Origin of the sequence: Comamonas piscis, assembly GCF_014109725.1 — a bacterium.
Lineage (GTDB): Bacteria > Pseudomonadota > Gammaproteobacteria > Burkholderiales > Burkholderiaceae_C > Comamonas > Comamonas piscis.
Genome location: NZ_CP058554.1, coordinates 2,826,122 through 2,852,530, shown reverse-complemented (window position 1 = coordinate 2,852,530; position 26,409 = coordinate 2,826,122). Strand labels below are relative to the sequence as shown.

Below are 26,409 nucleotides of genomic sequence, written 5' to 3'. Positions count from 1 at the left end.
AATACCAAATGGAAATCGTACTGGCCATTGCCATTGGCGTATTGACCGGCTCCGGCGTCTGGCTGCTGCTGCGCCCACGGACTTTTCAGATCATCATGGGTTTGCTCCTGCTGTCGTATGCGGTCAATTTGTTTATCTTCAGCATGGGCCGTGTGGGCCTGGCCATCGACCGTGAACCCATATTGCAACCGGGCGTGCCCACCGATCTGATGCACTATGCCGACCCCATGCCGCAGGCCCTGGTGCTGACGGCCATCGTGATCGGATTTGCGATGACCGCGCTCTTCCTGGTGGTGCTGCTCGCCTCGCGCGGCATGACCGGCACTGACCACGTGGACGGCTCGCTCTCCAACGATGTGCAGGAGGCGCCTTGATGTCGTTGATGACGCTGACTGAGCGCCTGATGCCGCACCTGCTGCTGGCACCGATTTTGCTGCCCATGCTGACGGCAGCCTTGATGCTGACCTTGGGCGAGAAGTACCAACGCACCAAACTGCTGATGAACATCAGCTCCTGCCTGATCGGCCTGGTCGTCGCCATGGCCCTGGTCAAGTGGAGCAACCAGGATGGCATGGCCACCTCGATGAGTGTCTACCTGTCGGGTAACTGGGCCGCGCCATTTGGCATTGTGCTGGTGCTCGACCGGCTCTCGGCCTTGATGCTGCTGACCACCAGTGTGGTGGCCTTGTGTGCCGTCGTGTACTCGGGCTCCCGCTGGCACCGCGCGGGTGTGCACTTCCATCCGCTGTTCCAGTTCCAGATGATGGGCTTGGCGGGCGCCTTCCTGACTGGCGATCTGTTCAACCTGTTTGTGTTCTTCGAGATCATGCTGGCGGCATCCTATGGTTTGCTGCTGCACGGCTCGGGCAAATCACGGGTGCAGCATGGCCTGCACTACATCGCCATCAACCTGGCGGCGTCGTCGCTGTTCCTGATTGGCGTGTCGATGCTCTACGGCATCACCGGCACCTTGAACATGGCTGACCTGGCGCGCATCATCCCCAGCGTCAGCAGCGCTGACCGGGGCTTGCTGCATACTGCGGCCGGCATTTTGGCAACCGCCTTCCTGATCAAGGCGGCGGTCTGGCCGCTCAACTTCTGGCTGGTGCCGGCCTATGGCTCGGCCACGGCCCCGGTCGGCGCCATATTCGCGCTGATGACCAAGGTCGGCATCTACACGATTGTGCGCTTGTGGACCCTGATGTTCAGCAGCGAGGCCGGGCCGTCGGCCCATTTTGGCAGCGCCTGGCTGATCCTTGGCGGACTGGCCACCATGCTCTATGCAGCCGTCTCCATCCTGGGCACGCAGCGCCTGGGCTATGTCGCTGGCTATGCGGCCATCCTGTCTGCGGGCACCTTGCTGGCCGCTGCCGGCTTTGGCCAGAACCTGATGACCAGCGCCTTGCTGTACTACATGCCCAGTTCCACCTTGGCGGTGGCGGCGCTGTTCCTCATCACCGATTTGATCGAGCGATGGCGAACGACGGACGGCGCCAATGTACGCTTTGAAGATGAGGAGGCGCCGTTTTTGACCGCAGAGCTGCTGCCGCGCGACGGCTTGAACCTGGACGAGGACGAGGAAGTGCTGATTGGCCGGGCCATTCCGGCGGCCATGGCATTCCTGGGGCTATCGTTCATGCTCTGCACCTTGGTGATCTCCGGGCTGCCTCCGCTATCCGGGTTCATCGGTAAATTTGCGATGCTGTCGGCGCTGCTCAACCCTTTGGGCCTGGGCTCTTCGGCAGGCACCCAGATGGGGTGGCTGGGTTGGTTGTTCATGGCCGTGCTGATTTCTACGGGCTTGATGGCCTTGATGGCGCTGGTGCGCATCGGCATTCGCGAGTTCTGGTCCAGCATCAGCCGCGGCACACCGGAGCTCAAGGTGATCGAGGGCCTGCCTCTGGCCGTCTTGCTGGGGTGCTGCATTCTGATGGTGACCCATGGCGCCAGCGTGATGCGCTACACCCAGCGTGCAGCCGACAACCTCCATTCGCCAGGCAACTACATCCGCGCCGTGCTGGAGACCGATCCCAAGCCCTCCCCCACATCCAAGCCTGCGGGCGCAGCCGAGGTACCTGCCACCCTGCCCGAGTCCGCGCCTGCGCTGGATGCACCCAACGACGGAGGTAGCACGCCATGAAGCGGCTTTTCCCTGCGCCCCTGCTTTCCGTGCTCCTGTGCCTGGTGTGGCTGCTGCTCAACCGCAGTGCCAGCCCCGGGCAGATCATCCTCGGCGTGCTGCTGGGATGGCTGATTCCCATGCTCACCCAAGGCCTGCGTCCGCGCTCGGTCAGCATCAAAAAGCCCGGCACCATCCTTCGCCTGGGCCTGCGGGTTGCGGCTGATTCGGTGCAATCCAATGCTGCGGTGCTGCGCCTGCTGCTGATGCCGGGCAGCCGCAAGAAACCCGCCGGCTTTGTGCATGTTCCCTTGCAGCTGCGGGATCCCAACGGCTTGGCCGTGCTCGCGATGATCGTCTGTATCACCCCGGGCACCGCCTGGGCCGAGATATCGCGCGACAGATCCATCCTGCTGTTGCATGTGCTGGAGGCGGATGACCCCCAGGGCGTCATCGACCACATCAAGGCCTTCTATGAACGGCCCCTCATGGAGATTTTCGAATGAACATCATTCTTGCCTGGACCATGCCGGCAGCCCTTTTCATTTTGCTGCTGGCCATGTTGTTTGCGATGATCCGCCTGCTCAAAGGGCCGCAGGCCCAGGACCGCGTGCTGGCACTGGACTGCATGTACCTGATCGGCATGCTCGCCATGCTAGTGCTGGGCATCCACTATGCATCGGTCAATTACTTTGAGGCCGCGCTGCTCATCGCGCTGTTCGGCTTTGTCAGCTCGACGGCCATGGCCAAGTTCCTGCTGCGCGGGGAGGTGATCGAATGACGGAAATCAACCTGCCGATCTGGGTGCAGATCGTCGTATCGGTGCTGGTGCTGGCTGGCACCTTGGTCACCTTGATTGGTGCGCTCAGCCTGTTTCGCCTGCCCAGCTACTACGAGCGCGTGCATACCCCATCGATCATTGCCTGCGCCGGCTGCTGGCTGATTGTCTGGAGCTCGGTGCTCTTTTTCAGCCTGCAGTCGCACAAGCCCAGCTTTCACACTTTGCTGATTGCTGTGCTGTTGTCGGTGGCCGTGCCCATCACGAACATCTTTTTGATGCGCGCTGCGCTGTTCCGCGACCGTCGCATGGGCAAGGATGTGCCGCCCAGCCTGAGCCGCATCGTTTCTGCCAGCCCTGATGCCAACGACGCCTGAACCCAGGATGGCGATAGACGGCTAACCGAGTCCCACGGATCAGTCGCATGCGGGAATAAGGGCCGGGTGACAGCAAGAACAGCAGGCTTGTTCTATGCTGCTGGATCACACGCATCCTCACCCCAGGCCTCGCCATGACGCTTCTGCTCTCCAGCACCATAGACCGCACGCTCACCCACTGGGTCGCGGAGCGCCTTGCCCAACCGCAGCCCGATCTGCTGTGGCAGCTCTGGTGTTTTGAGGGCCTCGCCGCGCGGCGGGCCGCCGAGCAGCAACTGGCCCAGCTGGGCGTCCGCGCCCGCATTCACAGCGCTTACAAACCCCTGGTGCATGCGGTGCTGGAGGACCTGGACACCGCCGGTCTGCAAAGCCTGCATCTGCACTACCCGCTGCATGCGGATGCCGCGCCCAACCGCTTCATGCTGGAAGCCTACCCGCTGGCCGCCATGCTGCCGCCCGGTGCAGCGCTGCAAATGCAGGCCGGCCAGCACAACAGCACCTACGATCTTCAACTGCACTACCAGGATGGGCGCAGCCACAAGCTGCGCGTGTTCGCACCCAACCGGGCCTTCCAGTCCGCACATGGCGGTAGCGGCATCACCCCCTGCGGCTGGCAGCAGGCGCACAATGACGAGGGGGAACTCGTGCACGATGCCGCCTTGCTCAGCGACTATGAAGCAGCCTATGCCCAGGCCATGCAGGCTATTGCGCAGCATGCCTGGCCGCAGACTGAGCCGTTTTTTGGCCGCCTGCACATTGCCATGCAACTGCCGGGTTTTGAGCAGGCGATTGCCGCCACTGGCGAGACCATGAGCACGCCAGAGGCCATGCACGAGGATCTGTACTTCTCGCTGCTGGAGCACTTCCAAAAGCTGTCCGGCCGCGCAGCCGGTGACCGCCGCCTGCAGCCCGGCCAGATCGTGCCGGACATTCGCATGGCTGCGCAATCCCAGCCTCTGGAGCTGCAGGTCATCGATCTGCAGATCCGTGCCCTGCCGCTGTCCGAGCCGCTGCCGGAGGGACATGACCGCCTGCCACCGGCCGCATTCAGCCCCAACAACATCGCCGATGCAGATACCAATGCCGCGCAGTTGCAGCGTGCACCGAGCCTGGACCAGATGCACGCGCTGGTCCAGCCGCTCTTCGACGCCTACGGAATCGCCTGCAGCAGCCAAAGCGTGCAGGGCCGCAGCATTGCCGCGACCTATAAAAAAGGCAGCCAGCACCCCGTCGTGCTGAGCGGCGGCCAGCATGCCAATGAGATATCGGGCGTCACCGGGGCCTTGCGCGGCGCGCTGGCACTGGCCCAGCAGGCAGACAGCCACTTCGCCTACATCCCCATTGAAAACCCGGACGGTTATGACCTGCACCAGTGGTATTGCCGCTACGCCCCTGAGCAGATGCACCATGCTACGCGCTACACCGCATTGGGCGATGACCTGGCCTACCGCGACCATGCGCCCTGGTGGGAGGGCGCCGTGCGGCGAGATGCGGTTGCCGCCAGTGCTGCGCAGTTGCACCTGAGCCTGCATGGCTACCCGGCGCATGAATGGACGCGTCCCTTGTCGGGCTATGTGCCGCAAGGCTTTGACCTGTGGACCATTCCTAAAGGTTTTTTTCTGATACTGCGCTACCACGAAGACTGGCAGCCCCAGGCAGAAGCGCTTGCCGAGCAAGTGGCGCTGGCCTTGCTGCGGGTTGAGGGCTTGCCAGAGTACAACCGCCGCCAATTGGCGCTGTACCAAAGCCACTCCGGTCGCCAGCCGTTTGCGCTGCGGCATGGCACGCCCTGCACCATGCAGGTCGATAACGACGGGCTCACTCCCGTGAGCCTGATCACCGAGTTCCCCGACCAGACGGTGGTGGGCGATGCACTGGTGTTTGCCCATACCGTGCAGCGCGCCGCCGTGCTGGCCGCCTATGCCGCCTGGCAGGACATTGTGCAAACGCGCTGAGCAGGAATGCCTCCCAGGGCTGAGCTCGGTTCTTCACGCAAACAGCCACTCCCTGCTAAGCTGCCTGCCATGTGGAATGTTATTGGCATATCGATTGGCGCCTGCCTGGGCGCTCTGGCACGTTGGCAATTGGGTCGCTGGCTCAACCAGCCGCATGCGCTGCTGCCCTGGGGCACCTTGGCGGCCAACCTGGTGGGCGGCTACGCCATTGGGTTGCTGGTGGCTCTGTTCCAGAACTCGCCCGGCATAGACCCGGTCTGGCGTCTGGTGCTGATCACCGGCTTTCTGGGGGCGCTCACCACGTTCTCCAGCTTCTCGGCGGAAACGGTATCCATGCTGCAGGCTCAGCGCTATGGCTTGGCACTGCTGCAATGCAGTCTGCACCTGCTGGGCTCGCTGGCACTCACCGCCTTGGGACTGGCGACCGGCCAGGCACTCTGGGCCCCACGCTGATACCTATTTTTTGAAGTATTGCACCAGCAGCGTGCCCAAATCGCTCTATATTCAGTAGCAGCGCAGGCCCCGCTTGCGCTGCTCGTGTTTTTTGTGAACGCTGCTGCCTGCTGGGCACCGGCATTGAGAAAGCTGGAGAAGACCATGGACGCCAACACCCAACTCGACGAACAAGTCATGGCGCATGACTGGAACCTGTTCGGTAACGAAATGCCGGCAGAGCAAGCCGCCAAGCGCGATTCCTACCGCCTCGCCTTTGCCGATCCCGAGTTTTTGAGCCGCCGCGAAACCCGCTCCATCCGTTTCCAGCTGGAGATGCTCAAACCCGATCTGGAGCTGACGGCTCAGGGCATCAACAACACCGTGGTGGTGTTTGGCAGCGCACGCTTTGTGGCCCCGGATGAAGCGGCGCAGCTGCTGGCGGCCGCCACTGCCCAAGGTGATGCCCAAGCCATTGCGGTGGCGCAGCGCGCAGTGGCCACCAGCCGCTACTACGATGCAGCCCGCCGTTTTGCGCGCCTGGTCGCCAAGTTCAGCGAAACCCAGAAACTCGAAGACCGCCTCTACATCTGCACCGGCGGCGGCCCCGGCATCATGGAGGCCGCCAACCGCGGGGCTTCCGAAGAGCATGCACCCAATGTCGGCATGAACATCACCTTGCCGCACGAGCAATCGGGCAACCGCTACATCACCCCCGAGCTGTGCTTCAAGTTCCACTACTTTGCGCTGCGCAAGATGCACCTGATGATGCGCGCCAAGGCCTTGGTGGTGTTCCCGGGCGGCTTTGGCACCATGGATGAGCTTTTTGAAGTGCTTACCTTGGTACAGACCCACAAGGCCAAGAGCGTGCCGATCGTGCTGTTTGGCGTTGATTACTGGACGCGCATGCTCAATTTCGACGTGATGATCGAGTACGGCACCATCTCGCCCGAGAACGTCAAGCTGTTCAACATCACCGATGATGTGCACGAGGCCTGCCGCCTTATCCAGGCCTATTACCAGCCCGCCTGACGGCCTGACACAGCGCCCACGAAAAAGCCGCTCCCTACTGGGAGCGGCTTTGCCTTGTGTGCCCCGCTCGGCCGTTGCGCGGATCAACCGCCCAAGTAGGCCTTGCGGATGTCTTGGTTGCGCAGCAGGTTGACGCCCGTGTCTTCCAACGTGACCTTGCCGGTCTCCAGCACATAGCCGCGGTCGGCAATTTGCAGCGCCTGGTTGGCGTTTTGCTCCACCAGGAACACGGTCACGCCTTGCTCACGCACGGCTTTGATGATCTCGAAGATCTGCGCAATGATCAGCGGCGCCAGGCCCAAGGTAGGCTCATCGAGCAGCAGCAGGCGCGGCTTGCTCATCAGCGCCCGGCCAATGGCCAGCATCTGCTGCTCGCCGCCCGACATGGTGCCGGCACGTTGATCGGCACGCTCCTTGAGGCGGGGAAAGAGGCCGTAGACATAGTCAATGCCCTGCGCAATCTCCTGCTTGTTCAAAAAGAACGCACCCATCTGCAGGTTCTCCATGACCGTCAGGTCCTTGAAGACCCGCCGACCTTCGGGCGAGATGGAGATGCCTTTGCGCATGATCAGGTGCGAGGATTGGCCTACCAGCTCTTCGCCCTCGAACTTGATCGAACCCGTGGTCGCGCAGGGGTTGCCGCAGACGCTCATCAGCAAGGTGGTCTTGCCAGCGCCATTGCTGCCGATCAGCGAGACGATCTCTCCGTGGTTGACATGCAGGCTCACATCGTTGACCGCACAAATCGCACCGTAATGCGTGCTGATATTCTTGATTTCCAACATCGGCTGCATCAGGACTCTCCCAGGTACGCCTTGATCACGCGTTCGTCATTGCGAATGACCTCCGGCACACCCAGTGCAATCGGCTTGCCATACTCCATCACCAGGATGCGCTCGGACACCCCCATCACCAGACTCATGTCGTGCTCGATCAGCAGCACGGTCACGCCGTACTCCCGGCGCAAGCGGTCGATGAGGTGCTGCAGCTCCACCTTCTCTTGCGGGTTGAGGCCAGCAGCGGGCTCGTCAAGCATCAGCAGCTTGGGCTTGGTGATCATGCAGCGCGCGATCTCCAGCCGGCGCTGGTGGCCATAGGCCAGGTTGCCCGCCTCGCGGTTGCTGAAGGCGCGCAGCCCCATGACATCGAGCCAATGAACGGCCCGCTCCTGGGCTTGTTCCTCCGCCTGGCGGTAGGCCTTGGTCTTGAACAGGCCCGACAGCAAGTTGCGCTTGGTCTGCTGGTGCTGTGCCACCAACAGGTTTTCCAGCACCGTCATGCCCTTGAACAGGCGCACGTTCTGGAAGGTGCGCACCACGCCGTGGTTGGCGACCTGGTGGCTGGCCAGCCCGGCAATCGATTGCCCATCCAGCGACACTGTGCCGGACGTGGGCTTGTAGAAGCCGCTGATGCAATTGAACACCGTGGTCTTGCCCGCGCCATTGGGGCCGATGATGGCAAACACCTCTTGCGGCTTGACATCGAGCGCGACCTGGTCGACGGCCAGCAAGCCGCCAAAGCGCATGCACAGGCCTTCCACCTTCAATATGCTTTGACTCATAAACACTTCTCCCTGTTTGCGTTTTCCGTGTTTACGGTCATTGCTTCAACTCTTCGTGGTAGCGCTTCATTGGGAACAGACCCTGTGGACGCCACACCATCATCAAGATCATCACCAGGCCGAAAATCAGCATGCGGTATTCCGAGAACTCGCGCGCCAGCTCCGGCAGCACCGTGATCAGGATCGCAGCGACCACCACCCCGATTTGCGAGCCCATGCCACCCAGCACCACGATGGCCAGGATCAGGGCGGACTCGATGAAGCTGAAGGATTCGGGGCTGACAATGCCCTGGCGTGCCGCAAAAAATGCACCGCCAAAGCCAGCGAACATGGCGCCCAAGGTGAAGGCCGAGAGCTTGATCTTGGTGGGGTTCATGCCCAGCGACTTGCAGGCCACCTCGTCTTCGCGCAAGGCTTCCCAGGCACGGCCAATCGGCATGCGAATGAGGCGGTTGCTGATCCACAAGGTGAACAGCGCCAGGCCCAGCGCCAGCAGGTAGAGGAAGACCACCATGTGCATGGTGTTGAACTCCATGCCCAGGAACTGCTGCAAGGTCTGTGCGCCTTCTTGGGACGCCGTACGCGTCAGCTCAAATCCGAACAGGGTGGGCTTGGGAATGCTGGAGATGCCGTCAGGACCACCGGTGAAATCCACCAGGTTGACCAGCAGCAGGCGGATGATTTCGCCAAAGCCCAAGGTCACGATGGCCAGGTAATCGCCGCGCAGGCGCAACACCGGAAAGCCCAGCAAGAAGCCGAACAAGGCAGCGGCAGCGCCGGACAGTGGCAGCGCCTCCCAGAACGACCAACCGGCCCAGTGGAACAGCAAGGCATAGGTGTAGGCACCCACGGCATAAAAGCCGACAAAGCCCAGGTCCAGCAGACCGGCAAAGCCCACAACAATGTTCAGCCCCAGGCCCAGCATCACATAGATCAAGGCCAACGTGGCGATGTCGACTGCATTGCGGCCGCTGAAAAACGGCCAAGCAATAGCTGCCACAATCACCAGCCACATCAGGGTCATGCGCATGCGCGCGCTCACCGCGGGCAGGCGCGGTGCCTGCACACGCGCCATGTGCTTGCCCAGCATTGGTTTGATGAGCTGCAGCACCAGCACAATCACAAAGCCCCAGATCACCAGGTTCCAGTGCGGCTCAATGTAGTTCTGGCCGCCCTTGCGCTCCAGGTGCAGACCAAAGATGGGCACCACCACCAAGGCTGCCAGCACCGCCGAGATGATGGCGTTTTTGAGGTTCGCTTTCATCATCAGACCTTCTCCACTTCAGGCTTGCCCAAGAGGCCCGTGGGGCGGAAGAGCAAGATCAGCACCAGCAGGCCAAAGGCGACGATGTCTTTGTACTCCGAGGAGATATAGGCGGCGGCCATGGTCTCTGCCACGCCCAGCAACACGCCTCCCAGCATGGCGCCCGGAATGCTGCCGATACCGCCCAGCACGGCCGCCGTGAAGGCCTTGATGCCGGCGACAAAGCCGATGTAGGGGTTGAGCTTGCCAATCGCCAGCGCAATCAGCACCCCACCCACGGCAGCCAGCACGGCACCCAGAATGAAGGTGAACGACACTACTTTGTTGGTATCGATGCCCAGCAGGTTGGCCATCTGCATATCCTGCGAGCAGGCGCGCGACGCGCGGCCCATGCGCGAGTGGCGGATGTAGAGCGTCAGCGCAGCCATCAATACCACTGCGACCACAATGATCAAGACACGGGTGTAAGGCACAAACACCTCGAAATCACCCATGTGGAAGTTGAATGCACCAGGCAACAGCGACGGCACCGCCATATCGCGCGCGCCCTGCCCCAGGGCCACCCAGTTCTGCAAAAAGATGGACATACCGATGGCCGAGATCAGCGCCACCAGGCGTGGGCTGCTGCGCAAGGGCTTGTAGGCCACTTGCTCAACGACATAGCCGTAAACGCCGGTCAGCACCACGGCCACCAGCAGCATCGCACCAATCACCACAAAAACCGGCAGCCCGCTTTGTGTGCCGATGGCTGACAAGGTCACCAGGCCGATATAGGCCGCAATCATATAAATCTCGCCGTGGGCGAAATTAATCATTCCGATAATTCCATACACCATCGTGTAGCCAATGGCCACCAGCGCGTAGATCGCACCCAGTGACAAGCCATTGAACAACTGCTGTATGAATTGGGGCAAAAAATCGTTCATACCGTACCAACCCAATTCCATTGGCGCTTGTGGCAGCCAAAATAAAAAAGCATGGCTCTATGTGGTAGAGCCATGCTTTTGCCAAACACTTACTTGGTTGCAGCCGACTTGCTGCCGTCCTTGTGCCAGCTGAACACCTGGAAGTCGTAGGACTTCAGGTCACCCTTGGCATCCCAGGCGAGCTTGCCCAGTGGGGTGTCAAAAGTAGCTGTGTGCAGGTGCTTGGCCACCTTGGCGCCATCATTGCCCACGGCCTTGATCGAGTCCGCAATGACTTGCACAGCGGTGTAGGAACCCATTTGGAACGAGCCGGAAGGATCGCGCTTCTTGTCCTTGAACGCCTTCACGATGGCGGCGTTCTTGGGGTTGGACGCGAAGTCTGCTGGCAAGGTCACCAGCATGCCTTCAACAGCCGGGCCGGCGATCGCATTGATCTCAGGATTGCCCACACCTTCTGGGCCCATGATGCGGACCTTCAGGCCTTGCTCGGCCGACTGGCGCAGCAGCAGACCCATTTCTGGGTGGTAGCCGCCGTAGTAGACAAAGTCCACGCCTGCGCTCTTGAGCTTGGTGATCACGGCCGAGTAATCGCTGTCACCGGCATTGATACCTTCAAACAACGCGACGTTCACGCCGTCTGCCTTGAGCGTGTCACGCACCGCCGTGGCAATGCCTTGGCCGTAGGATTGCTTGTCATGCAGCACGGCAACCTTCTTGGGCTTGACGTTCTGGGAAATGAACTTGGCAGCGAAAGGACCTTGCTGGTCGTCACGGCCAATGGTGCGGAAGATGGAAGTGAAGTTCTTGCCTTCGGTCAGCGCTGGCGAGGTGGCCGATGGGGTCACGACCACCACACCTTCGTTGTTGTAGATCGGCGCTGCAGCGATGGCCGCGCCCGAGCACACGGGACCAACTACGTAATGGATCTTGGCGTTGACCACGCGGTTGGCGGCCACTGGGCCTTGCTTGGGCTCGCAGGCATCGTCAACGATCACCGCTTCGAGCTTGTTGCCATTCACGCCCCCTGCGGCATTGATCTGCTCCAGCGCCGTATCCACGCCCTCCTTGACCATGTCACCGTACTGGGTCAGCGGACCCGTCGCAGGAATAACCACGCCAATCTTGATATTTTGAGCCTGGGCTGCGCCAGCCAGCATGCTGCCGGCCAGACCAAATGCAACCACCATCGAGTTGAGGCGAAACGGTACCTTCATATCGGAATCCTTTTTTAATCAAGCTATGGATCGCAGACATTGCCAATACAGCAACTATCAGATGCGATGCGGAGACAGCATATAGGTCTAATAAACTCTCGCAAGAGGGATGCCAAGGATTGCCAAATATGTCACTTATGTGCTAGTAAATAGCGAGTTTTGCACCTATGCAGGGCATTGGTAGGGATTTTTGCACCAAATATGTGCAAAACACCAGAAAATCCAATACCCATACATTCTGGACAACAAACATCCTGAATCATCTACCTGCAGCAAATTGACGGCCCTGCCGATCGTTGGCGTCCGCATAAGCCCGCTACGTGCGTCATCCAACCATCGACAGACACAAAATTCAACGGCCCTGCACCTCCGCTGCAAGAGGCAGCATTGTGCGCGAAAAATACCAGGCCGCGCCTGAAGTCACGTGGCTGCCTATAGCCATCACTGTCGGACTGGACACAGGATCGACTGCGAATTTTCAAGATTTTTGTTACATCCGATTGAGTCACTGACTGAAGACATGACTACAGCAGTCCGCCAAGCCAAGGCCTTCGCATGCACCAATAACTTGATCTATATAGCGTTATTTTGAGGCTCGTGTTTACATAGATATGAATTTTCTCATTCGCAGATTCTTTAACCATTGCTAACTCAAGCAAAAACAACTTGCACAATGTCAATCATGAATGGAGAATTGTTCAACATGAAAGAGATTAGGTTGATCAATTCCCAGAGCGACGGCGCAGACAACGCCGTATCTGCTTCTGCATGGCTGCCCGATGACGCCTACCATCGCCAGCAATTTCTGCAACTGCTGGAGCAGGCCATTGCCGATGGCGGCCCCGGCACCTACCTGCTTCAGACCCGTGGCCAGCATGTGCTCACGGACATTCTCTATCCCAACCGGGCATTCTGCTCACCCGCCTAGGAACCCTCTGCAAAACTCCCTGCCGTGGTCTGAAAACGGTCTCGGGCGATCCGCTGCGTTGTCTTCCTTGTCAATAGCTACAGCTATTGACTGCAAAAGACGCCTTGCGGCTCATCCCGATCCGCGTCCATCCCGCTTGGCGAGGGTTTTGCAGAGCATCCCTAGCAGGCACGGCGGGCGTTCATCTCGGGGTGCGTGGCCTCACCGGCTGACTTTCAGTGGCGGGCTTTAAAAGCGCTCGATCACTCACCAAGCACTACACCGAGTGCAGCCAGCTTTGATGCCAATACATCGCGCCGGCGCTCGGCTTTGGCGGCAGTCTCCGCCGCTGCACGCATCGCCTGCGGTCCTTTGAGCGATGCGACGCGTACCAAGGCCGTTTTCTTGTTGACTTCGGCAACCAGCTTTTGGTAGCTGGCAATCATCTCGGCATGTTCAGGGGAAGGGTTCACGACTTTTCCTTGTTGTCTACAGCCGTTATTGTCGGGTGAAATGTTCCGTACATACGGTCTGCGTCAAAACTGCCCTCGCCGATCCAGCCGAGTCATCCGCTTCGCGAGCCAGCCTCGCAGCAAACGGCTGTGTTGCACGACAACAAATGTGCATGAGTACCTTCAGGAACCGGTTACAGTGGGCCATAGCACGAGGAGGATTCGATGGTCACTAATGCGCAGCGCTGCCAGAGCCCACACATGCAAGCACATGGCGATAAGCGACCCGCTCCCAGCGCTCTTTGACGCTTGCAACTGGGCTGGGAACCGCCCACGCCCCCTCCCCGTCTTTCACTGAGATTCCCTTCTAATGGCCGCTGGTGAATGCCTCCTGTCAGCTCACCACCCCAACCGCTTGCCCCTATGAAAACCATCGACGAGATGCTCAGCCTGGACCTGCTCACCCACGCACAACATGTGGAAATCAGTGCCTGGATCGACCGGTCCGATTCTCCCGAAGACATCTTGCGTATGCCCGCCAACCTCTGGCAAGCGATCGAGCGCGCAAGCCTGGCCATGGGTGTCAATGACGATCTTTTACGGCCACCTGCCATGGATGCAGGGAGCTTGCTGTTGAGCTAAGCGTTTTAGCCACACCGGTATTGAAGCCCTCTGCCATGCGGCGGGTGTGATCCCTGCCCGCTCCTGTGCGCCAGGGCAGTAGAGGCCAAACAATGTGGCATTGAAAGTCCACTGCCATACGCAGTTGTGATCGCTTTCAATCTGCAGTCACGCATTTCGGCACAGGATCGCAGCAACGGACAATGCGAAAACTGCCCCAACTCCGAAGCTCAGGCCGTCCCGGTGGTGGCAGGCTTTTTTTTTGCAAATATAGGGAATACCCTTGCAAAATCGATTTATATCAGTCTATAGAATATATCTAACGATTTTGCCGGGTTCATGCACCATCCTCCCTCCCTCTCTATATTTGCATGAACATGCCTGAGCTATCAGGAACGGCTTTTTACAGCGCCTCTGGCCACCTTCGGGTGGCCACTTTTTTGGCCCTGGCATAGCGACATAAACACAGGCGGCGCTCAAGCTGTCGAGGCGACTTCAATTTCAGCTCCCCTGAACGCCGAGATGCTGGCCAAAGGGGATCAGCATCATCGCTCCGGTTGTTGCATCAAAAAACCCCTTGTGCTCCGCCCTCTGCCATCAGCGTATGGACCAGCGAACTCCATACCCACATAGATCCATCTGCACCTGTGCAGCTTGCATCAACCATCGCAGATTCACTAATTTCAGTGATACCTATTGTTACGGGGAATCTTTATGCTTGTCACTCGACAGCCTTTCGCCCAAAAAGCGCAGAGGCGGCCGAGTTTCAGTACCACTTTGTTGGATGGCTAGAGATGAATACCAGCACTGCACACCCATCGTTCCATGCGGCCAGTACTCTGAAGGGGGTACTTCCTCCTCATTTGTGGAGGGTACTCGCCAGGAATGGCATTACCACCATCGAGCAGGCCGCAGAGAGCTATCCGGAGAAGCTTCTGCAAATGCCCAGCGTCGGCCCCAGAACCTTTAGAAAAATCGAGGAAAGCCTGTTTCCGGGAAAGCGCTATGCGCCTGCCCAGGAGCAGTACATGGCGCCACAAGCTGATCTGGACCAACCAACGAAAGCGTTGCCCTTCTTCAGACGCACCCAGAATGCACTGAGACGGCACGATCTTAAGTAGACCTGCTGCGCTCGGCCACAGCCTTAGCCGGGCCTCAAGAATCCGGGATAGGCTTGAGTTCAGCCAACCCTCGCTGTGAGGCTCAGAATCGCATCCAATTTAACAGCCGATGCCAGCATTAAGCCTCAAGCTGCCAACCAAAGCGCCCTGATCAGGGCGCTTTCTCGTTTCGAGCAAGATGTACAGCGTCCCTATACACCAGCCTGTGGTGCAGCCCAGCGCGCTGATTCGCAGAGTTGCGAAAAGTTACATATAGCTTCACATCAGAGACAAATTCCACGCAAGGCTCTTGGATAGGATCATCGCAAGACTTGGGCATTGCTTAGAAAGTCCATCGTCAGCCAGATCCCTCCCGCCCGTTACCCTACGGGCATTTAAGCCATCCCAGCCGGTGGCTTTTTTTTGCCTCCGCTATTCCTAACATTCGAAGGCCCGCACCAATGTTGGACCTTATCTTCGGCATCGGGAATCAAGGCATTTGCGGATCAGGCATTGGACAAAGCTGGCAGCAATGGCCTTCACCCTCCCGAAGGAAAAAATCAGCCGCTTATGATTCGCGAAAAGGAGCCTAACCTTGGTAACACAGGCAAGAAAAAAGCCCCTGCGCTATTCGCGCAAGGGCTTGATTTTCATACTTATCTCTTGGTGGGTCCTGCGAGATTCGAACTCGCGACCAACGGATTAAAAGTCCGCTGCTCTACCGACTGAGCTAAAGACCCGCCGCGTTTGCTTGACAAATTCCTAAGAAGAGGTCTTGCTCACAACAGACTTAGATTATAGCGTAGGTTTTTTGTCATTTTGGGGAATGCGCCAATTTTTCCAAAATCCAGCTGGCAGCACACATCCCAAAGGTCGCCGTGACCGCCACCGACGAGCCATAGCCATGGCAGTTCAGCGAGCCATCACCATCGACCGCGCAAGAAGGATCGGGGCCGGCAACGGCCTCTTGGCTGTAGATACAGGCCACCTGCATCTTCTTGCCGTCTTTGGGCGCACCGTATTCTTTGCGCAGCCGATAGCGCACTTGGGCCAGCAAGGGATCGTGGGTGGTCTGCGACAAGTCTGCCTGCTCTACCTTCCAGGCCAGGCGCTTGCCACCCGCTGCACCGATGCAGACAAAAGGCCGCTGGTTGCGCCGCCCCCAGTTGGCCATTGCAGCCTTGGCACGCACCTGGTCGCAGGCATCCACAAAACCGTCCACGCCTTCAAGCAGAGCAGCGCAGTTCTCGGCGGTGAGGAAGTCCTCTACCAGCTCGACTTCACAATGGGGATTGATCTGACGGATACGGTCACGCATCGCATCGACCTTGGCCATGCCAATCGTGTCGGTCAGTGCGTGGATCTGGCGGTTGATGTTGGACTCGGCCACATTGTCCAAGTCGATCAGGCGCAGGCGGGCAACGCCACTGCGGGCGAGCGCCTCTGCTGTCCATGAGCCGACGCCTCCAATGCCAATGACCGCAACACTGCTGGCGCGCATTCGCGCAGCGGGCGCCACGCCAAACAAACGGTCCAGGCCTCCAAAGCGTCGCTGATTGTCAACGTCCGCTTCAGCGTCCTGCTGATCGGGCGCCGATGGGGACGGTGCACTCATATCACTTCAATTTGGAGAGACGCTCTTTGGCGGCAGCCGCCGCATCGCTTTGCGGGTAAGCGCTGATCAGGTCTTCCAAGGTCTTGCGGGCTGCCTTGGTATCCTTCAGCTCAATCTGGCAATTGGCGATGGACAAGGCCGAATCGGGCGCACGCATGTGTTCGGGCGCCTGGGCCAGGATCAGCTTGAAATTATCGATGGCGGGCTTGTAATCGCGGGTGGCGTAGTACGCGTTGCCCAGCCAAAAGCGTGCCGATGGCACATAGCCACTCTTGGGATAGCGTTGGATAAAGCTGCTGAATACGCCGGCGGCATCGGCAAACTTGCCGGTACGGAATACCGCCAGTGCCGCTTCAAAGTCGCGCTTTTCAGCAGGATCTGCCTTGATCTCTTGCCCATCAACGGTGACGGACACGGGCTCAAACTGCTGAAGTCGGGCTTCAACGCCCTTGGCCAGATCGGTCTGGCCGCGCTTCAGATCAGCAACCTCACGTCGCAGAGTCTCGTTTTCACCGCGCAACTTGTTCATCTCGCCACGCATGGATTCAATCTGCGATTGAAAATCCAGCAGGCTGCGACGCACTTGCGAGGTGTCCTCACCGTTTTGGTTGTTTCCCTGGGTCAGCTGGTCGACACGCTGACGCAGCTCAATGATGGCGCGACGCGCATCGCCATCTTCAAACAAAGCGGCTTGAGAGGTGCTTGCACAGGCCAGCAGTGCGGCCAGTGCAATCCAACGGGGAGTACTGCGAGTGAGGTTCATGGAGCCTATTAACGGTAGTTCAGTTCAACGCGGCGGTTTTGTGCGTGCGCATCGTCCGAGTTACCTTCTGCAGCCAGCTTTTCCTTGCCGAAGGACACGGCTTCGAGTTGGCTGTCGCTCACGCCCAGCACATTCAGCGAGCGGCGCACGGCTTCTGCACGCTTTTGGCCCAGGGCCAGGTTGTACTCGCGGCCACCGCGGTTGTCGGTATTGCCTTCCAGCATGACCTTGCGCGAAGGGTTGGCCTTCAGGAAACGTGCGTGTGCGTCCAGCATCGATTGTGCATCGGCCTTGACAGAGTAGCTGTCGAAGTCAAAGTACACAATGCGTGCAACGCCAACCGGGCCTTGGCCATTGGCAGCGCTGTTGTTCAGGTCTACACCGGGAACGGTGCTTTGGCCAACACCACCGGCGCCAGCGCCGTTATTGGCGGTGGCAGCACCCTTGTCTTCGACAGGTGCGTTATCCAGAGGAGGTGCAGAGCTGCAACCAGCCAACACGGCAGCAGCCACCAGGGCCAGCGAAGCTTTCTTAAATGACAACATGTAAAACTCTCCGAAACGATTTTCTCGTATAAAAATAATTAACTACCAAAAACCAATCTTAGGGCTGGTATGGGCCCCAATCGGGCTCCCGTATGTCTCCGCTCTGCCCAGCCAGTCGTGCCTTGATCTTGCCATCCAGCGTCGTGGTCATGAGTGCTTCACGACCGCCTTCGCGGGTTGCGTAGACGATGAGTCGGCTGTTCGGAGCAAAACTGGGGCTTTCATCACTCGTGGTGCTGGTGATCGACTCCACATTGCTGGAAGCCAGATCCATGACCTGCAATTTATATCCACCACCGGCACGGGTGATGTAAGCAAGTGTCTTGCCATCAGGACTGATGGAAGGAGAAATGTTGTAGGACCCGCTGAACGTGACCCGCTCAGCACCGCCGCCTTGGGCACCCACGCGGTAGATCTGCGGTGCACCGCCACGGTCGCTGACAAAGTAAATGTAGCGGCCGTCTTTAGAGTAGGTCGGCTCGGTATCGATACCACTGCTCTGCATCAAGCGGCGGGGTTCACCACCGCCCGAGGGGATGGTATAGAGCTGAGAGCCGCCATCGCGGCTCAAGGTGACAGCCAAGGTGCTGCCATCGGGCGACCAGGCGGGCGCGCTGTTGGAGCCGCGGAAGTTGGCAATTAGGCGGCGGCGGCCCGACGAGACCTCATGCACATAGACCACGGGCTTGCGTGACTCAAAGGACACATACGCCAATTGCGTGCCGGCGGGTGACCAGGTGGGCGAGATGATGGGCTCTGGGCTGGCCAGCGCCGATTGCGCGTTCTCACCATCCGAATCCGCTACCCACAGCGTATAGCGGGGACCGGCCTTGGTCACATAGGCGATGCGGGTCGAGAACACGCCCTTTTCGCCAGTGACTTTTTCGTAGATGTAGTCGGAGATTTTGTGCGCCACCAAGCGCAGATCGGCTTGAGGCACGTTGTAGCTCTGGCCACCAAGGTCTGCACCCTTGACCGCATCCCACAAGCGGAAGCGCACATCAAAACCGTTGGCGCCCCGGGTGACACTGCCGACCGACAGATACTCAGCGCCATTGGCCGTCCATTTGGCGACATCAGGACGGGAGCTTTCGTCGAGTTGCTCCCCCGATGCATCGATGGATTTGAAGCGTCCGCTGCGCACCAGGTCGGCCTGCACGATGGCCGAGATTTTTTGGGGCGAACCGTCTTCACCACGAAACTGGGGTAAGGCGATGGGAAATTGCTTGATGCCAACGCCTGTGATCTCGACCCGGAACTGCGCCAGGGCGGGAACTGCAGGAGCCGCGAGAGCAGCTCCCAAAACGTGACGACGATGGATAAGCGGCTTGGCCGCCTCCGTGATGAGAGATGGGAAGCGTGTTTTAGTCATTACCGACCATCATAAATGCGCTATGCATGACAAGCCTTGAAGGCTGCAGGATGTTACACACCCCACAAATTCTTTATTATCGTCCAACGTCGACAGCCGTGCATTTTAGAATCACCTCCACATGTCCACAACTGAAAAACCATCTTCTTCGCGTGCATCTGAGGCATCAGGCAGCGCCGAAGGCAACAAACCGGCTGGCAGCGTTGCGCAGATGCCACTGCGCGCACGCCTGTCGCGCCTGGCGCCCTACTTTGGCTACCAACGCTGGACCTGGGTGCTCGCCATCCTTGCCACCATCGTCGTAGCAAGCACGGAGCCGGCCATCCCCGCCTTGCTCAAGCCCCTGCTCGACCAAGGCTTTACCGGCGGGACCCTTCCACTCTGGGCAGTGCCAGTCACCATCGTGGGGGTATTTTTTATTCGTGGCCTGGCGCAGTTCATCAACCAGTACGCGCTGGCCCGCATCGCCAACGACGGCATGATGCGCCTGCGCGAGAACCTGTTTGGCCGCGTGCTTGATGCGCACCTGGGGCTCTTCACCAAGCAGTCGGCCAGCGCACTGTCCAACACGGTGGTGTACGAAGTGCAAAACGGCTCCACCCTCATCGTGCAAGCCCTGCTGATGCTCTCGCGCGATGGCTTTACGGTCATCGCGCTGTTGATGTACCTGCTCTACCTCAACTGGCAGCTGACGCTGATCGTCGCCGTGCTGCTACCCAGCGTGTCCTGGATCATGAAAAAGCTCTCCAAACGGCTTTATCACATCACCAAGGCCAGCCAGCAAGCCACCGATGAGCTGGCCTATGTGGTCGAAGAAAATGTGCTCGCACACCGCATGGTGCGCATCCATGCCGCCCAGGCCAGCCAGTCTGGTCGCTTCCAGATTCTCAGCCGCAAGCTGCGCCAGCTGGCCATCAAGGCCACCATTGCCTCCGCAGCCATGACGCCGCTGACCCAGCTCCTCGCAGCGGTTGCGCTGTCTGCTGTGATTTGCATTGCGCTCTGGCAGAGCCGTACCACTGGCATCAATGCCAAGGATGTGACCGTCGGCGGCTTTGTGGCCTTTATCTCTGCGATGCTGATGCTGATCGCACCCATCCGCCGCTTGGCCGACGTGGCCAACCCGCTGACCCGGGGCGTTGCCGCATTGGAGCGCGGCCTGGGCCTGCTGGAAGAAATCCCGCCTGAGCAAGGCGGCGGCTACAAGGTGGATCAAGCACGCGGCGCCATCGCGCTGCAGGATGTCAGCGTGGCCTTTGGCGATGACAAAGCCCCTGCACTGCGCCACCTGAGTCTGATGATCCACCCCGGTGAAGTCGTCGCCCTGGTCGGCCCATCAGGCGCGGGCAAGACCACCCTGGTCAACCTGCTGCCACGCTTTGTGGAGCCTAGCGAAGGCCAGATCAGCATTGATGGCGTGGCCTTGCCGGATTGGGACCTGCACAGCCTGCGCAACCAGTTCGCCATGGTGAGCCAGGATGTGGTGATGTTCAATGACAGCATTGCCGCCAATGTGGCACTGGGCCAGGAAGTCGACGAACCGCGCCTGCTCGAATGCCTGGCTGCCGCCAACCTGCAGGATTTTGTCGAGCGCCAGCCCCAGGGCATCCACAGCATCGTGGGCCACAATGCCAATCAAATGTCTGGTGGCCAACGCCAGCGCTTGGCGATTGCCCGGGCACTGTACAAAAACGCGCCGATCCTGATCCTGGATGAAGCCACCTCGGCACTCGACACCGAATCCGAGCGTTTGGTGCAAGAGGCTCTCTCGCGCCTGATGAAAGGCCGCACTACCTTGGTCATTGCCCACCGCCTCTCTACCATCGAGCACGCGGACCGCGTCATCGTGATGGAGCGGGGCCAGGTGGCCGAGCAAGGTACGCACCAGCAGCTGATGGAGCTGGGCGGGCTGTATGCACGTCTGCAATCGCGGCCTCATTAACTACCAGCCTTAGCCCCCTACCAACATCTGCTTACCTCACTGCACCACAGTGGCGGTTGGCAGTCTATGACTATCAAAGCTAGCATGCAGATAGACGGCCATTTCGGCCGCATTCTGAGGGGGCTGCATGCGTATTTATTCCCGTCCATGGTGGCGCCAGCTATGGCTGGCCGCCCTGCTCTGCTGCTTCGCGGCACTGGCCCAGGCCAGCACCAAGCCGGCCTTGTGGCTTGCCCAAAAATACCCGGGCGGGCTCGATCTGCAGCGGTACTGGGTGAGCGAGAAATACGATGGTGTTCGCGGCTACTGGGATGGCCAAGCGCTCTGGACACGCCAGGGCACCCCCATCGCCGCGCCGCCTTGGTACACGGCGGGCTGGCCCACCACGCCGATGGAGGGGGAGCTTTGGGCCGGGCGCGGCCAGTTTGCACGCGCCCAATCCATCACCCGCAAGGCTATACCGACCGATGCAGAGTGGAAAGACCTGCGCTTTATGGTGTTTGATGCAACGGCGGCGCCGGGCAGTTTTACGCAGCGCATGCAGGCTATGACGCAGTTTGTAGCCGCCGTACAGCAGCCCTGGGTGCAGGCCGCACCGCAATGGATCGAGACCGACGAAACCCGCCTGATGGCGCAGATGGAGCGCGTCGTGCGCGAAGGCGGCGAGGGCCTGATGCTGCACAAAGCCAGTGCCTTGTACCGCAGCGGCCGCGGCGATGCTGTGCTCAAGCTCAAGCCCTATGAAGATGCGGAAGCCCAGGTCGTCGGCTATGCGCCCGGGCACGGCAAATACCTGGGGCTCACCGGCGCGTTGCTGGTGCGCACCGCGGATGGGATCACCTTCAAACTTGGCAGCGGTTTGAGCGACAAACAGCGGCGCCATCCTCCGGCCATCGGCAGCTGGGTGACCTACCGGTACAGCGGCCTGCACGACAGCGGAAAACCCCGCTTTGCGACGTTCTGGCGCGTGCGTGAAGAAGGGATGCCACCTGACGGCGCCAACCATCAGTCGATGGAACCCTGAGCGCCGGCCAGACGTAAAAAAAACAGCGCAAGCGCTGCTTTTTTGGAAGGACGACGCAGGGGACTCAAAATCCCCTGCTCATTTCGGCCTTGCCGATCACACCTTCGGTGAACGCGGCTTGGCGACGCTGCGAGGCTTGGGTGCTGCCTGCGGCTTTTTTGCGACCGGCGACACGACACCGTCGCTGGCATCACCCATGGGCTTTTCTGCCTGAAGTGCTTTCTTCATCGCGGCCGTCGAGCGCTTTTTGGCAGTCGATGCTGGGGCCTTGCTGGCGAGCATGGGGCTGCGCTTTTTGGACGAAGCGACCGGGGCAGACACCACCTGGGTCTGCACTGCCTGGTCGCTGGCATCCAGGGCCACGCAATCGGCGTAGTAGCGCACTTCACCATCCTCGTCCACCAACTCCACCAGACCGTGGATATCGGTCTCAAAGCCCGGGCAGAGCTTGGAGAACTCACGCGCAAACAAGAGGTAATCCACAATCTTCTTGTTGAAGACTTCGCCCGGAATCAGCAGCGGAATGCCCGGTGGGTATGGCGTGACCAGACCAACGGTGACACGGCCTTCGAGCTGATCGATTTCCACACGGTCCGTCTTGCGGCGGGCAATGTGCGCGAAAGCGTCCGAAGGCTTCATCGCAGGAGTCAGGTCCGACAGGTACATCTCCGTGGTCAGACGGGCGATGTCGTACTTGGCGTAGAGCTGGTGTACGTGCTGGCACAGGTCCTTGAGGCCCATGCGCTCATAGCGCTTGTGCTGCTGGCAAAACTCGGGAAGGATGCGCCACATTGGCTGGTTCTTCTCGTAGTCGTCCTTGAACTGCTGCAGCGCCGTCAGCATGGTGTTCCAGCGGCCCTTGGTGATGCCGATGGTGAACATGATGAAGAACGAGTAAAGACCCGTCTTCTCAACCACCACACCGTGCTCGGCCAGGTACTTGGTGACGATGGACGCGGGGATGCCGGTCTCGTCAAAGTCGCCGTCCAGGTCCAGGCCCGGCGTCACGATGGTCGACTTGATCGGGTCCAGCATGTTGAAGCCATCAGCCAGATCGCCAAAGCCGTGCCAGTTGTCGAACTCCTTGCCGTTCTTGCCCTTGGACTTGCGCGATGCGTCGGGGCCGCGAATGATCCAGTCCTGGGCCGAACCCACGCCTTCGTCAGCCAGGGCATCGGGACCCCAGACCTGGAACCACCAGTCGTCCTCGCCAAACTCATCATCCACCTTGCGCATTGCGCGGCGGAAGTCCAGCGCCTCCAGAATCGACTCTTCCACCAGCGCGGTGCCGCCGGGCGGCTCCATCATCGCGGCGGCCACATCGCAGCTGGCGATGATGCTGTACTGCGGGCTGGTCGAGGTGTGCATCAGGTACGCCTCGTTGAACAGGTTGAAGTCCAGCTTTTGCGTCTGGCTGTCTTGCACCAGTACATGTGATGCCTGGCTGATACCGGCCAGCAGCTTGTGGATGGACTGGGTCGCGTAAACAACGGAGTGCTTCGGGCGCGCGCGCTTCTTGCCCATGGCGTGGTAGCTGCCATAGAAGGGGTGGAAAGCCGCATGCGGCAACCAGGCTTCGTCAAAGTGCAGGTTGTCGACATAGCCATCGAGCTTTTGCTTGATGGTCTCCGTGTTGTAGAGCACGCCGTCATAGGTCGACTGCGTCAGGGTCAGCACCCGTGGCTTGACCGACTTGGCATCCACGCCCTTGAGCAGCGGGTTCGCCGCAATCTTGGCTTCGATCGTCTTGGGCGAAAACTCGCTCTCATGGATCGGGCCGATGATGCCGAAATGGTTGCGCGTGGGCTTCAAGAAAACCGGAATCGCACCCGTCATGATGATGGAGTGCAGGATGGACTTGTGGCAGTTGCGGTCCACCACCACCACATCGCCCGGAGCCACCGTGTGGTGCCAGACCATCTTGTTTGAGGTGGAGGTGCCGTTGGTCACAAAAAAGCAGTGGTCGGCATTGAAGATGCGGGCCGCATTGCGCTCGCTCTCACCAATGGCGCCGTTGTGGTCCAGCAGCTGGCCCAGCTCTTCCACCGCATTGCAGACGTCGGCGCGCAGCATGTTCTCGCCATAGAACTGGTGGTACATCTGGCCAATGGGGCTCTTCAAGAAAGCCACACCGCCGCCGTGGCCGGGGCAGTGCCAGCTGTAGGAGCCGTCTTCCGCATAGTCCAGCAGCGCCTTGAAGAACGGCGGCTGGATGCCTTCGAGGTAGTTCTTGGCTTCGCGCAGAATGTGCTTGGCCACGAACTCCGGTGTGTCCTCAAACATATGGATGAAGCCGTGCAGCTCACGCAAGATGTCGTTGGGCAGATGGCGGCTGGTCTTCGTCTCACCGTAGATGTAGATTGGTACATCCGGGTTCTTGCGGCGCACCTCGGTGATGAAGTCACGCAGGTTGTGCACGACCTCGTCATCACCACCGCCCAGCTGAAACTCCTCGTCATCGATCGACAGGATAAAAGCGCTGGCACGGCTTTGCTGCTGTGCAAACTGCCGCAAATCACCGTAGCTGGTGACGCCCAGCACTTCAAAGCCTTCCTCCTCGATGGCATGAGCCAGATCGCGGATGCTCAGGCCGGAAGTATTTTCCGAGCGAAAGTCCTCGTCAATGATGACGATGGGAAAGCGAAACTTCATGGGCGTTCCCGCAGCGCGGGCCTCACTAAAACAATCGAAACAGCCGCGAAGTGTACGGAATTTGCACGCCCTTTTTATGTATCCCACGCCAATTGCCGCAAAATTGGTCGGCATATCGCACAATCAGCCTACAAACGTCATCGAACAAAGGGGGAGAGTTATGGAGATATCAACCGTGTGGTGGCTGCTGACCGGCTTGGCCGTCGTCGCCGAGCTGCTCACCGGCACGCTGTATTTGCTGATGGTGGCGATTGGCATGGCCGCTGCCGCCATCGCTGCGCACCTGGGTGCCGGCGAGGTGGTGCAAATCCTGGTGGCCGCCGTCGTCGGCGCTGGTACGGTGCTGGCCTGCTACATGCGGCAAAAGCGCCGTGGCTCGCTGCTCTCTGGGGAGCGCGACCAGGATATGCACCTGGACATTGGCGAGCACATCCATGTTGAGCAATGGGATGCTGACCGCACCGCCCAGGTACGCTACCGCGGCGCGCCCTGGACTGCGGCACTGCTGGGCCAACACCCTGCGCTGGCCGGCACCTACCGTGTGGTGCGGCTGGAAGGCAACCGCCTGCTTGTGGAACCCGCCAACCCCGCCACCCCCTAAAACCTGGGGCGTACAAACATAACAAGCACTGCCAAAGCCATGCCCCGCAACCCCGCCTTGGTCCGTCACACCAGCATGGTGTAATGGCCAAGACCTTTGAGCCAGGGGCTTGCCCCCAGCCGATCACTGAAAAAACTGGCGCGTTGCCCGCCGAGCGCGCCCACGAGGAGAATCCATGGAAGTTGCCGTCGTCATATTTGTCATCGCCATCATCTTTATCGCGATGTCCGTCAAGATCGTTCCCCAGCAGCACGCCTGGGTCAAAGAACGCCTGGGCCGCTACGCCGGCACCCTGGCCCCCGGCCCGCGCTTCATCATCCCCTTTGTCGATAAGGTGGCCTACAAACACAGCCTCAAGGAAATCCCGCTGGATGTCCCCAGCCAGGTCTGTATTACCCGCGACAACACGCAGCTGCAAGTGGACGGCATCCTGTACTTCCAGGTCACCGATCCGATGCGTGCCAGCTACGGCTCGTCCAACTACATCATGGCCGTCACCCAGCTGGCCCAAACCTCGCTGCGCAGCGTGATCGGTAAGCTGGAACTCGACAAGACCTTTGAAGAGCGAGGCATGATCAACGCCCAGATCGTCGCAGCCATTGACGAGGCGGCCCTCAACTGGGGCGTGAAGGTGCTGCGCTATGAAATCAAGGATCTGACGCCACCAGCAGAAATCCTGCGCTCCATGCAAGCGCAGATCACCGCCGAGCGTGAAAAGCGCGCGCTGATTGCCGCCTCCGAAGGCCGCCGCCAAGAGCAAATCAATATCGCGACCGGTGAGCGCGAAGCTTTCATCGCCCGCTCCGAAGGCGAGAAGCAAGCCGCCATCAACAAGGCACAAGGCGAGGCCGCATCCATCACCGCCGTGGCCGATGCCACCGCGCAAGCACTGGAGCGCATCGCCATCGCCATCCGCCAACCTGGCGGCGAGCAAGCCGTGCAGCTGAAAGTGGCCGAGCAAGCCGTCGATGCTTACGGTCGACTGGCTAGCGATGCCAACACCACCTTGGTCGTCCCCAGCAACATGACCGAGGTCTCCAGCCTGATCACCTCGGCCATGCGCATGATCCAGACCGGCAAGGGCAGCGTGTAAATCACGCAGACGCCAAGCGTGCGAACATGCATGCAGCGCCACCCCTTCTGGGGAGGCGCTGCAT

Annotated in this window: 26 protein-coding genes and 1 tRNA gene; 15 read left to right on the top strand and 12 right to left on the bottom strand. The window is 59.9% G+C overall.

Translation table 11 applies throughout. The annotated features are described in order from the left end of the window. Positions 1-8: 8 nt before the first annotated feature. From HS961_RS12880 to HS961_RS12845, 8 genes are all read left to right on the top strand, one after another. Complete coding sequence (locus tag HS961_RS12880) at positions 9-374, top strand: Na+/H+ antiporter subunit C (RefSeq protein WP_021028259.1); 366 nt, start codon at positions 9-11, stop codon at positions 372-374. Beyond that, the gene (locus tag HS961_RS12875) at positions 374-2,140 is read left to right on the top strand and encodes a monovalent cation/H+ antiporter subunit D (protein ID WP_182322534.1); all 1,767 of its coding nucleotides are present in this window, start codon (positions 374-376) and stop codon (positions 2,138-2,140) included. The genes HS961_RS12880 and HS961_RS12875 overlap by 1 nt, the downstream gene beginning before the upstream one ends. Continuing rightward, the gene (locus HS961_RS12870) at positions 2,137-2,625 is read left to right on the top strand and encodes a Na+/H+ antiporter subunit E (RefSeq protein ID WP_182322532.1); all 489 of its coding nucleotides are present in this window, start codon (positions 2,137-2,139) and stop codon (positions 2,623-2,625) included. The genes HS961_RS12875 and HS961_RS12870 overlap by 4 nt, the downstream gene beginning before the upstream one ends. Further along, entirely contained in the window at positions 2,622-2,900 is a 279-nt protein-coding gene (locus HS961_RS12865) for a K+/H+ antiporter subunit F (RefSeq protein ID WP_182322531.1), read from the top strand. The genes HS961_RS12870 and HS961_RS12865 overlap by 4 nt, the downstream gene beginning before the upstream one ends. Beyond that, complete coding sequence (locus HS961_RS12860) at positions 2,897-3,274, top strand: monovalent cation/H(+) antiporter subunit G (protein ID WP_182322529.1); 378 nt, start codon at positions 2,897-2,899, stop codon at positions 3,272-3,274. Before HS961_RS12865 ends, HS961_RS12860 begins: the two co-directional genes overlap by 4 nt. A gap of 134 nt (positions 3,275-3,408) precedes the next feature. Further along, complete coding sequence (locus tag HS961_RS12855; protein WP_182322527.1) at positions 3,409-5,229, top strand: peptidase M14; 1,821 nt, start codon at positions 3,409-3,411, stop codon at positions 5,227-5,229. 69 nt (positions 5,230-5,298) lie between these two features. Next, positions 5,299-5,682: a fluoride efflux transporter CrcB gene (crcB, locus tag HS961_RS12850; RefSeq protein WP_182322525.1), complete on the top strand. Its 384-nt coding sequence runs from the start codon at positions 5,299-5,301 to the stop codon at positions 5,680-5,682. 144 nt (positions 5,683-5,826) lie between these two features. Then, positions 5,827-6,693, top strand: coding sequence for a TIGR00730 family Rossman fold protein (locus HS961_RS12845; protein WP_182322523.1), 867 nt, complete (start codon positions 5,827-5,829; stop codon positions 6,691-6,693). 83 nt (positions 6,694-6,776) lie between these two features. Here the strand turns inward: HS961_RS12845 and HS961_RS12840 are convergent, their stop codons facing one another. From HS961_RS12840 to HS961_RS12820, 5 genes are all read right to left on the bottom strand, one after another. Continuing rightward, the gene (locus HS961_RS12840) at positions 6,777-7,478 is read right to left on the bottom strand and encodes an ABC transporter ATP-binding protein (protein ID WP_182328257.1); all 702 of its coding nucleotides are present in this window, start codon (positions 7,476-7,478) and stop codon (positions 6,777-6,779) included. Positions 7,479-7,486: 8 nt separating this feature from the next. Then, the gene (gene livG / locus HS961_RS12835; RefSeq protein ID WP_182322521.1) at positions 7,487-8,254 is read right to left on the bottom strand and encodes a high-affinity branched-chain amino acid ABC transporter ATP-binding protein LivG; all 768 of its coding nucleotides are present in this window, start codon (positions 8,252-8,254) and stop codon (positions 7,487-7,489) included. A gap of 37 nt (positions 8,255-8,291) precedes the next feature. Beyond that, positions 8,292-9,521 (bottom strand): high-affinity branched-chain amino acid ABC transporter permease LivM, encoded by a 1,230-nt coding sequence (gene livM / locus HS961_RS12830; protein ID WP_412101595.1) that lies wholly within the window; start codon positions 9,519-9,521, stop codon positions 8,292-8,294. Continuing rightward, on the bottom strand, positions 9,521-10,444 hold the full coding sequence (livH, locus tag HS961_RS12825; RefSeq protein WP_182322519.1) for a high-affinity branched-chain amino acid ABC transporter permease LivH: 924 nt from the start codon (positions 10,442-10,444) through the stop codon (positions 9,521-9,523). The genes livM and livH overlap by 1 nt, the downstream gene beginning before the upstream one ends. A gap of 89 nt (positions 10,445-10,533) precedes the next feature. Then, positions 10,534-11,658, bottom strand: coding sequence for a branched-chain amino acid ABC transporter substrate-binding protein (locus HS961_RS12820; protein ID WP_182322517.1), 1,125 nt, complete (start codon positions 11,656-11,658; stop codon positions 10,534-10,536). Positions 11,659-12,376: 718 nt separating this feature from the next. Between HS961_RS12820 and HS961_RS12815 the strand changes: the two genes are divergently transcribed. Then, complete coding sequence (locus tag HS961_RS12815) at positions 12,377-12,586, top strand: hypothetical protein (RefSeq protein WP_182322515.1); 210 nt, start codon at positions 12,377-12,379, stop codon at positions 12,584-12,586. A gap of 242 nt (positions 12,587-12,828) precedes the next feature. Here HS961_RS12815 and HS961_RS12810 read toward each other — a convergent pair whose 3' ends face one another. Beyond that, the gene (locus tag HS961_RS12810) at positions 12,829-13,038 is read right to left on the bottom strand and encodes a hypothetical protein (RefSeq protein WP_238347590.1); all 210 of its coding nucleotides are present in this window, start codon (positions 13,036-13,038) and stop codon (positions 12,829-12,831) included. A 402-nt stretch (positions 13,039-13,440) separates the two neighbouring features. On the opposite strand from HS961_RS12810, the gene HS961_RS12805 reads away from it, so the two are divergent. Then, positions 13,441-13,659, top strand: a complete 219-nt coding sequence (locus HS961_RS12805; protein ID WP_182322513.1) for a hypothetical protein — start codon at positions 13,441-13,443, stop codon at positions 13,657-13,659. 773 nt (positions 13,660-14,432) lie between these two features. Then, a complete protein-coding gene (locus HS961_RS12800) occupies positions 14,433-14,759 on the top strand; it encodes a helix-hairpin-helix domain-containing protein (protein ID WP_182322511.1) in 327 nt (108 codons plus the stop codon). Between the two features lie 643 nt (positions 14,760-15,402). On the opposite strand, the gene HS961_RS12795 is transcribed toward HS961_RS12800, so the two are convergent. The 5 genes from HS961_RS12795 to tolB all read right to left on the bottom strand — a co-directional run bounded on the left by HS961_RS12795 (position 15,403) and on the right by tolB (position 19,033). Further along, positions 15,403-15,478, bottom strand: a tRNA-Lys gene (locus tag HS961_RS12795). 74 nt (positions 15,479-15,552) lie between these two features. Further along, positions 15,553-16,353 carry a tRNA threonylcarbamoyladenosine dehydratase gene (locus HS961_RS12790; protein WP_182322510.1) on the bottom strand — a complete coding sequence of 267 codons (801 nt, stop codon included), beginning with the start codon at positions 16,351-16,353 and terminating at the stop codon, positions 15,553-15,555. Between the two features lies 1 nt (position 16,354). Next, the gene (gene ybgF / locus HS961_RS12785) at positions 16,355-17,116 is read right to left on the bottom strand and encodes a tol-pal system protein YbgF (protein ID WP_182322508.1); all 762 of its coding nucleotides are present in this window, start codon (positions 17,114-17,116) and stop codon (positions 16,355-16,357) included. A gap of 8 nt (positions 17,117-17,124) precedes the next feature. Further along, positions 17,125-17,661, bottom strand: a complete 537-nt coding sequence (gene pal / locus HS961_RS12780) for a peptidoglycan-associated lipoprotein Pal (RefSeq protein ID WP_182322506.1) — start codon at positions 17,659-17,661, stop codon at positions 17,125-17,127. 58 nt (positions 17,662-17,719) lie between these two features. Next, the gene (tolB, locus tag HS961_RS12775; protein WP_182322504.1) at positions 17,720-19,033 is read right to left on the bottom strand and encodes a Tol-Pal system beta propeller repeat protein TolB; all 1,314 of its coding nucleotides are present in this window, start codon (positions 19,031-19,033) and stop codon (positions 17,720-17,722) included. A gap of 211 nt (positions 19,034-19,244) precedes the next feature. Here tolB and msbA point away from each other — a divergent pair, with 211 nt between their 5' ends. Together msbA and HS961_RS12765 are read left to right on the top strand one after the other, a co-directional pair. Next, positions 19,245-20,975 carry a lipid A export permease/ATP-binding protein MsbA gene (msbA, locus tag HS961_RS12770; RefSeq protein WP_182328254.1) on the top strand — a complete coding sequence of 577 codons (1,731 nt, stop codon included), beginning with the start codon at positions 19,245-19,247 and terminating at the stop codon, positions 20,973-20,975. Between the two features lie 127 nt (positions 20,976-21,102). Continuing rightward, positions 21,103-21,999, top strand: coding sequence for a DNA ligase (locus HS961_RS12765; RefSeq protein ID WP_182322502.1), 897 nt, complete (start codon positions 21,103-21,105; stop codon positions 21,997-21,999). 96 nt (positions 22,000-22,095) lie between these two features. Here HS961_RS12765 and HS961_RS12760 read toward each other — a convergent pair whose 3' ends face one another. Further along, complete coding sequence (locus HS961_RS12760) at positions 22,096-24,651, bottom strand: arginine/lysine/ornithine decarboxylase (protein WP_182322500.1); 2,556 nt, start codon at positions 24,649-24,651, stop codon at positions 22,096-22,098. 160 nt (positions 24,652-24,811) lie between these two features. On the opposite strand from HS961_RS12760, the gene HS961_RS12755 reads away from it, so the two are divergent. Together HS961_RS12755 and HS961_RS12750 are read left to right on the top strand one after the other, a co-directional pair. Further along, on the top strand, positions 24,812-25,252 hold the full coding sequence (locus HS961_RS12755; protein ID WP_182322497.1) for an NfeD family protein: 441 nt from the start codon (positions 24,812-24,814) through the stop codon (positions 25,250-25,252). Positions 25,253-25,427: 175 nt separating this feature from the next. After that, entirely contained in the window at positions 25,428-26,345 is a 918-nt protein-coding gene (locus HS961_RS12750) for an SPFH domain-containing protein (protein WP_182322495.1), read from the top strand. Positions 26,346-26,409: the final 64 nt, after the last annotated feature.

Excerpts from the sequence above, each read along its gene's own strand:
- livM (WP_412101595.1), bottom strand. The coding sequence starts at position 9,521 with ATGATGAAAGCGAACCTCAAAAACGCCATCATCTCGGCGGTGCTGGCA.
- HS961_RS12870 (WP_182322532.1), top strand. The coding sequence starts at position 2,137 with ATGAAGCGGCTTTTCCCTGCGCCCCTGCTTTCCGTGCTCCTGTGCCTG.
- pal (WP_182322506.1), bottom strand. The coding sequence starts at position 17,661 with ATGTTGTCATTTAAGAAAGCTTCGCTGGCCCTGGTGGCTGCTGCCGTG.
- HS961_RS12750 (WP_182322495.1), top strand. The coding sequence starts at position 25,428 with ATGGAAGTTGCCGTCGTCATATTTGTCATCGCCATCATCTTTATCGCG.
- HS961_RS12820 (WP_182322517.1), bottom strand. The coding sequence starts at position 11,658 with ATGAAGGTACCGTTTCGCCTCAACTCGATGGTGGTTGCATTTGGTCTG.
- HS961_RS12875 (WP_182322534.1), top strand. The coding sequence starts at position 374 with ATGTCGTTGATGACGCTGACTGAGCGCCTGATGCCGCACCTGCTGCTG.
- HS961_RS12865 (WP_182322531.1), top strand. The coding sequence starts at position 2,622 with ATGAACATCATTCTTGCCTGGACCATGCCGGCAGCCCTTTTCATTTTG.
- HS961_RS12755 (WP_182322497.1), top strand. The coding sequence starts at position 24,812 with ATGGAGATATCAACCGTGTGGTGGCTGCTGACCGGCTTGGCCGTCGTC.
- tolB (WP_182322504.1), bottom strand. The coding sequence starts at position 19,033 with ATGACTAAAACACGCTTCCCATCTCTCATCACGGAGGCGGCCAAGCCG.
- HS961_RS12855 (WP_182322527.1), top strand. The coding sequence starts at position 3,409 with ATGACGCTTCTGCTCTCCAGCACCATAGACCGCACGCTCACCCACTGG.
- HS961_RS12760 (WP_182322500.1), bottom strand. The coding sequence starts at position 24,651 with ATGAAGTTTCGCTTTCCCATCGTCATCATTGACGAGGACTTTCGCTCG.
- crcB (WP_182322525.1), top strand. The coding sequence starts at position 5,299 with ATGTGGAATGTTATTGGCATATCGATTGGCGCCTGCCTGGGCGCTCTG.
- HS961_RS12880 (WP_021028259.1), top strand. The coding sequence starts at position 9 with ATGGAAATCGTACTGGCCATTGCCATTGGCGTATTGACCGGCTCCGGC.
- HS961_RS12860 (WP_182322529.1), top strand. The coding sequence starts at position 2,897 with ATGACGGAAATCAACCTGCCGATCTGGGTGCAGATCGTCGTATCGGTG.
- HS961_RS12845 (WP_182322523.1), top strand. The coding sequence starts at position 5,827 with ATGGACGCCAACACCCAACTCGACGAACAAGTCATGGCGCATGACTGG.
- HS961_RS12840 (WP_182328257.1), bottom strand. The coding sequence starts at position 7,478 with ATGTTGGAAATCAAGAATATCAGCACGCATTACGGTGCGATTTGTGCG.
- HS961_RS12790 (WP_182322510.1), bottom strand. The coding sequence starts at position 16,353 with ATGAGTGCACCGTCCCCATCGGCGCCCGATCAGCAGGACGCTGAAGCG.
- HS961_RS12805 (WP_182322513.1), top strand. The coding sequence starts at position 13,441 with ATGAAAACCATCGACGAGATGCTCAGCCTGGACCTGCTCACCCACGCA.
- HS961_RS12765 (WP_182322502.1), top strand. The coding sequence starts at position 21,103 with ATGCGTATTTATTCCCGTCCATGGTGGCGCCAGCTATGGCTGGCCGCC.
- livG (WP_182322521.1), bottom strand. The coding sequence starts at position 8,254 with ATGAGTCAAAGCATATTGAAGGTGGAAGGCCTGTGCATGCGCTTTGGC.
- ybgF (WP_182322508.1), bottom strand. The coding sequence starts at position 17,116 with ATGAACCTCACTCGCAGTACTCCCCGTTGGATTGCACTGGCCGCACTG.
- msbA (WP_182328254.1), top strand. The coding sequence starts at position 19,245 with ATGCCACTGCGCGCACGCCTGTCGCGCCTGGCGCCCTACTTTGGCTAC.
- livH (WP_182322519.1), bottom strand. The coding sequence starts at position 10,444 with ATGAACGATTTTTTGCCCCAATTCATACAGCAGTTGTTCAATGGCTTG.
- HS961_RS12800 (WP_182322511.1), top strand. The coding sequence starts at position 14,433 with ATGAATACCAGCACTGCACACCCATCGTTCCATGCGGCCAGTACTCTG.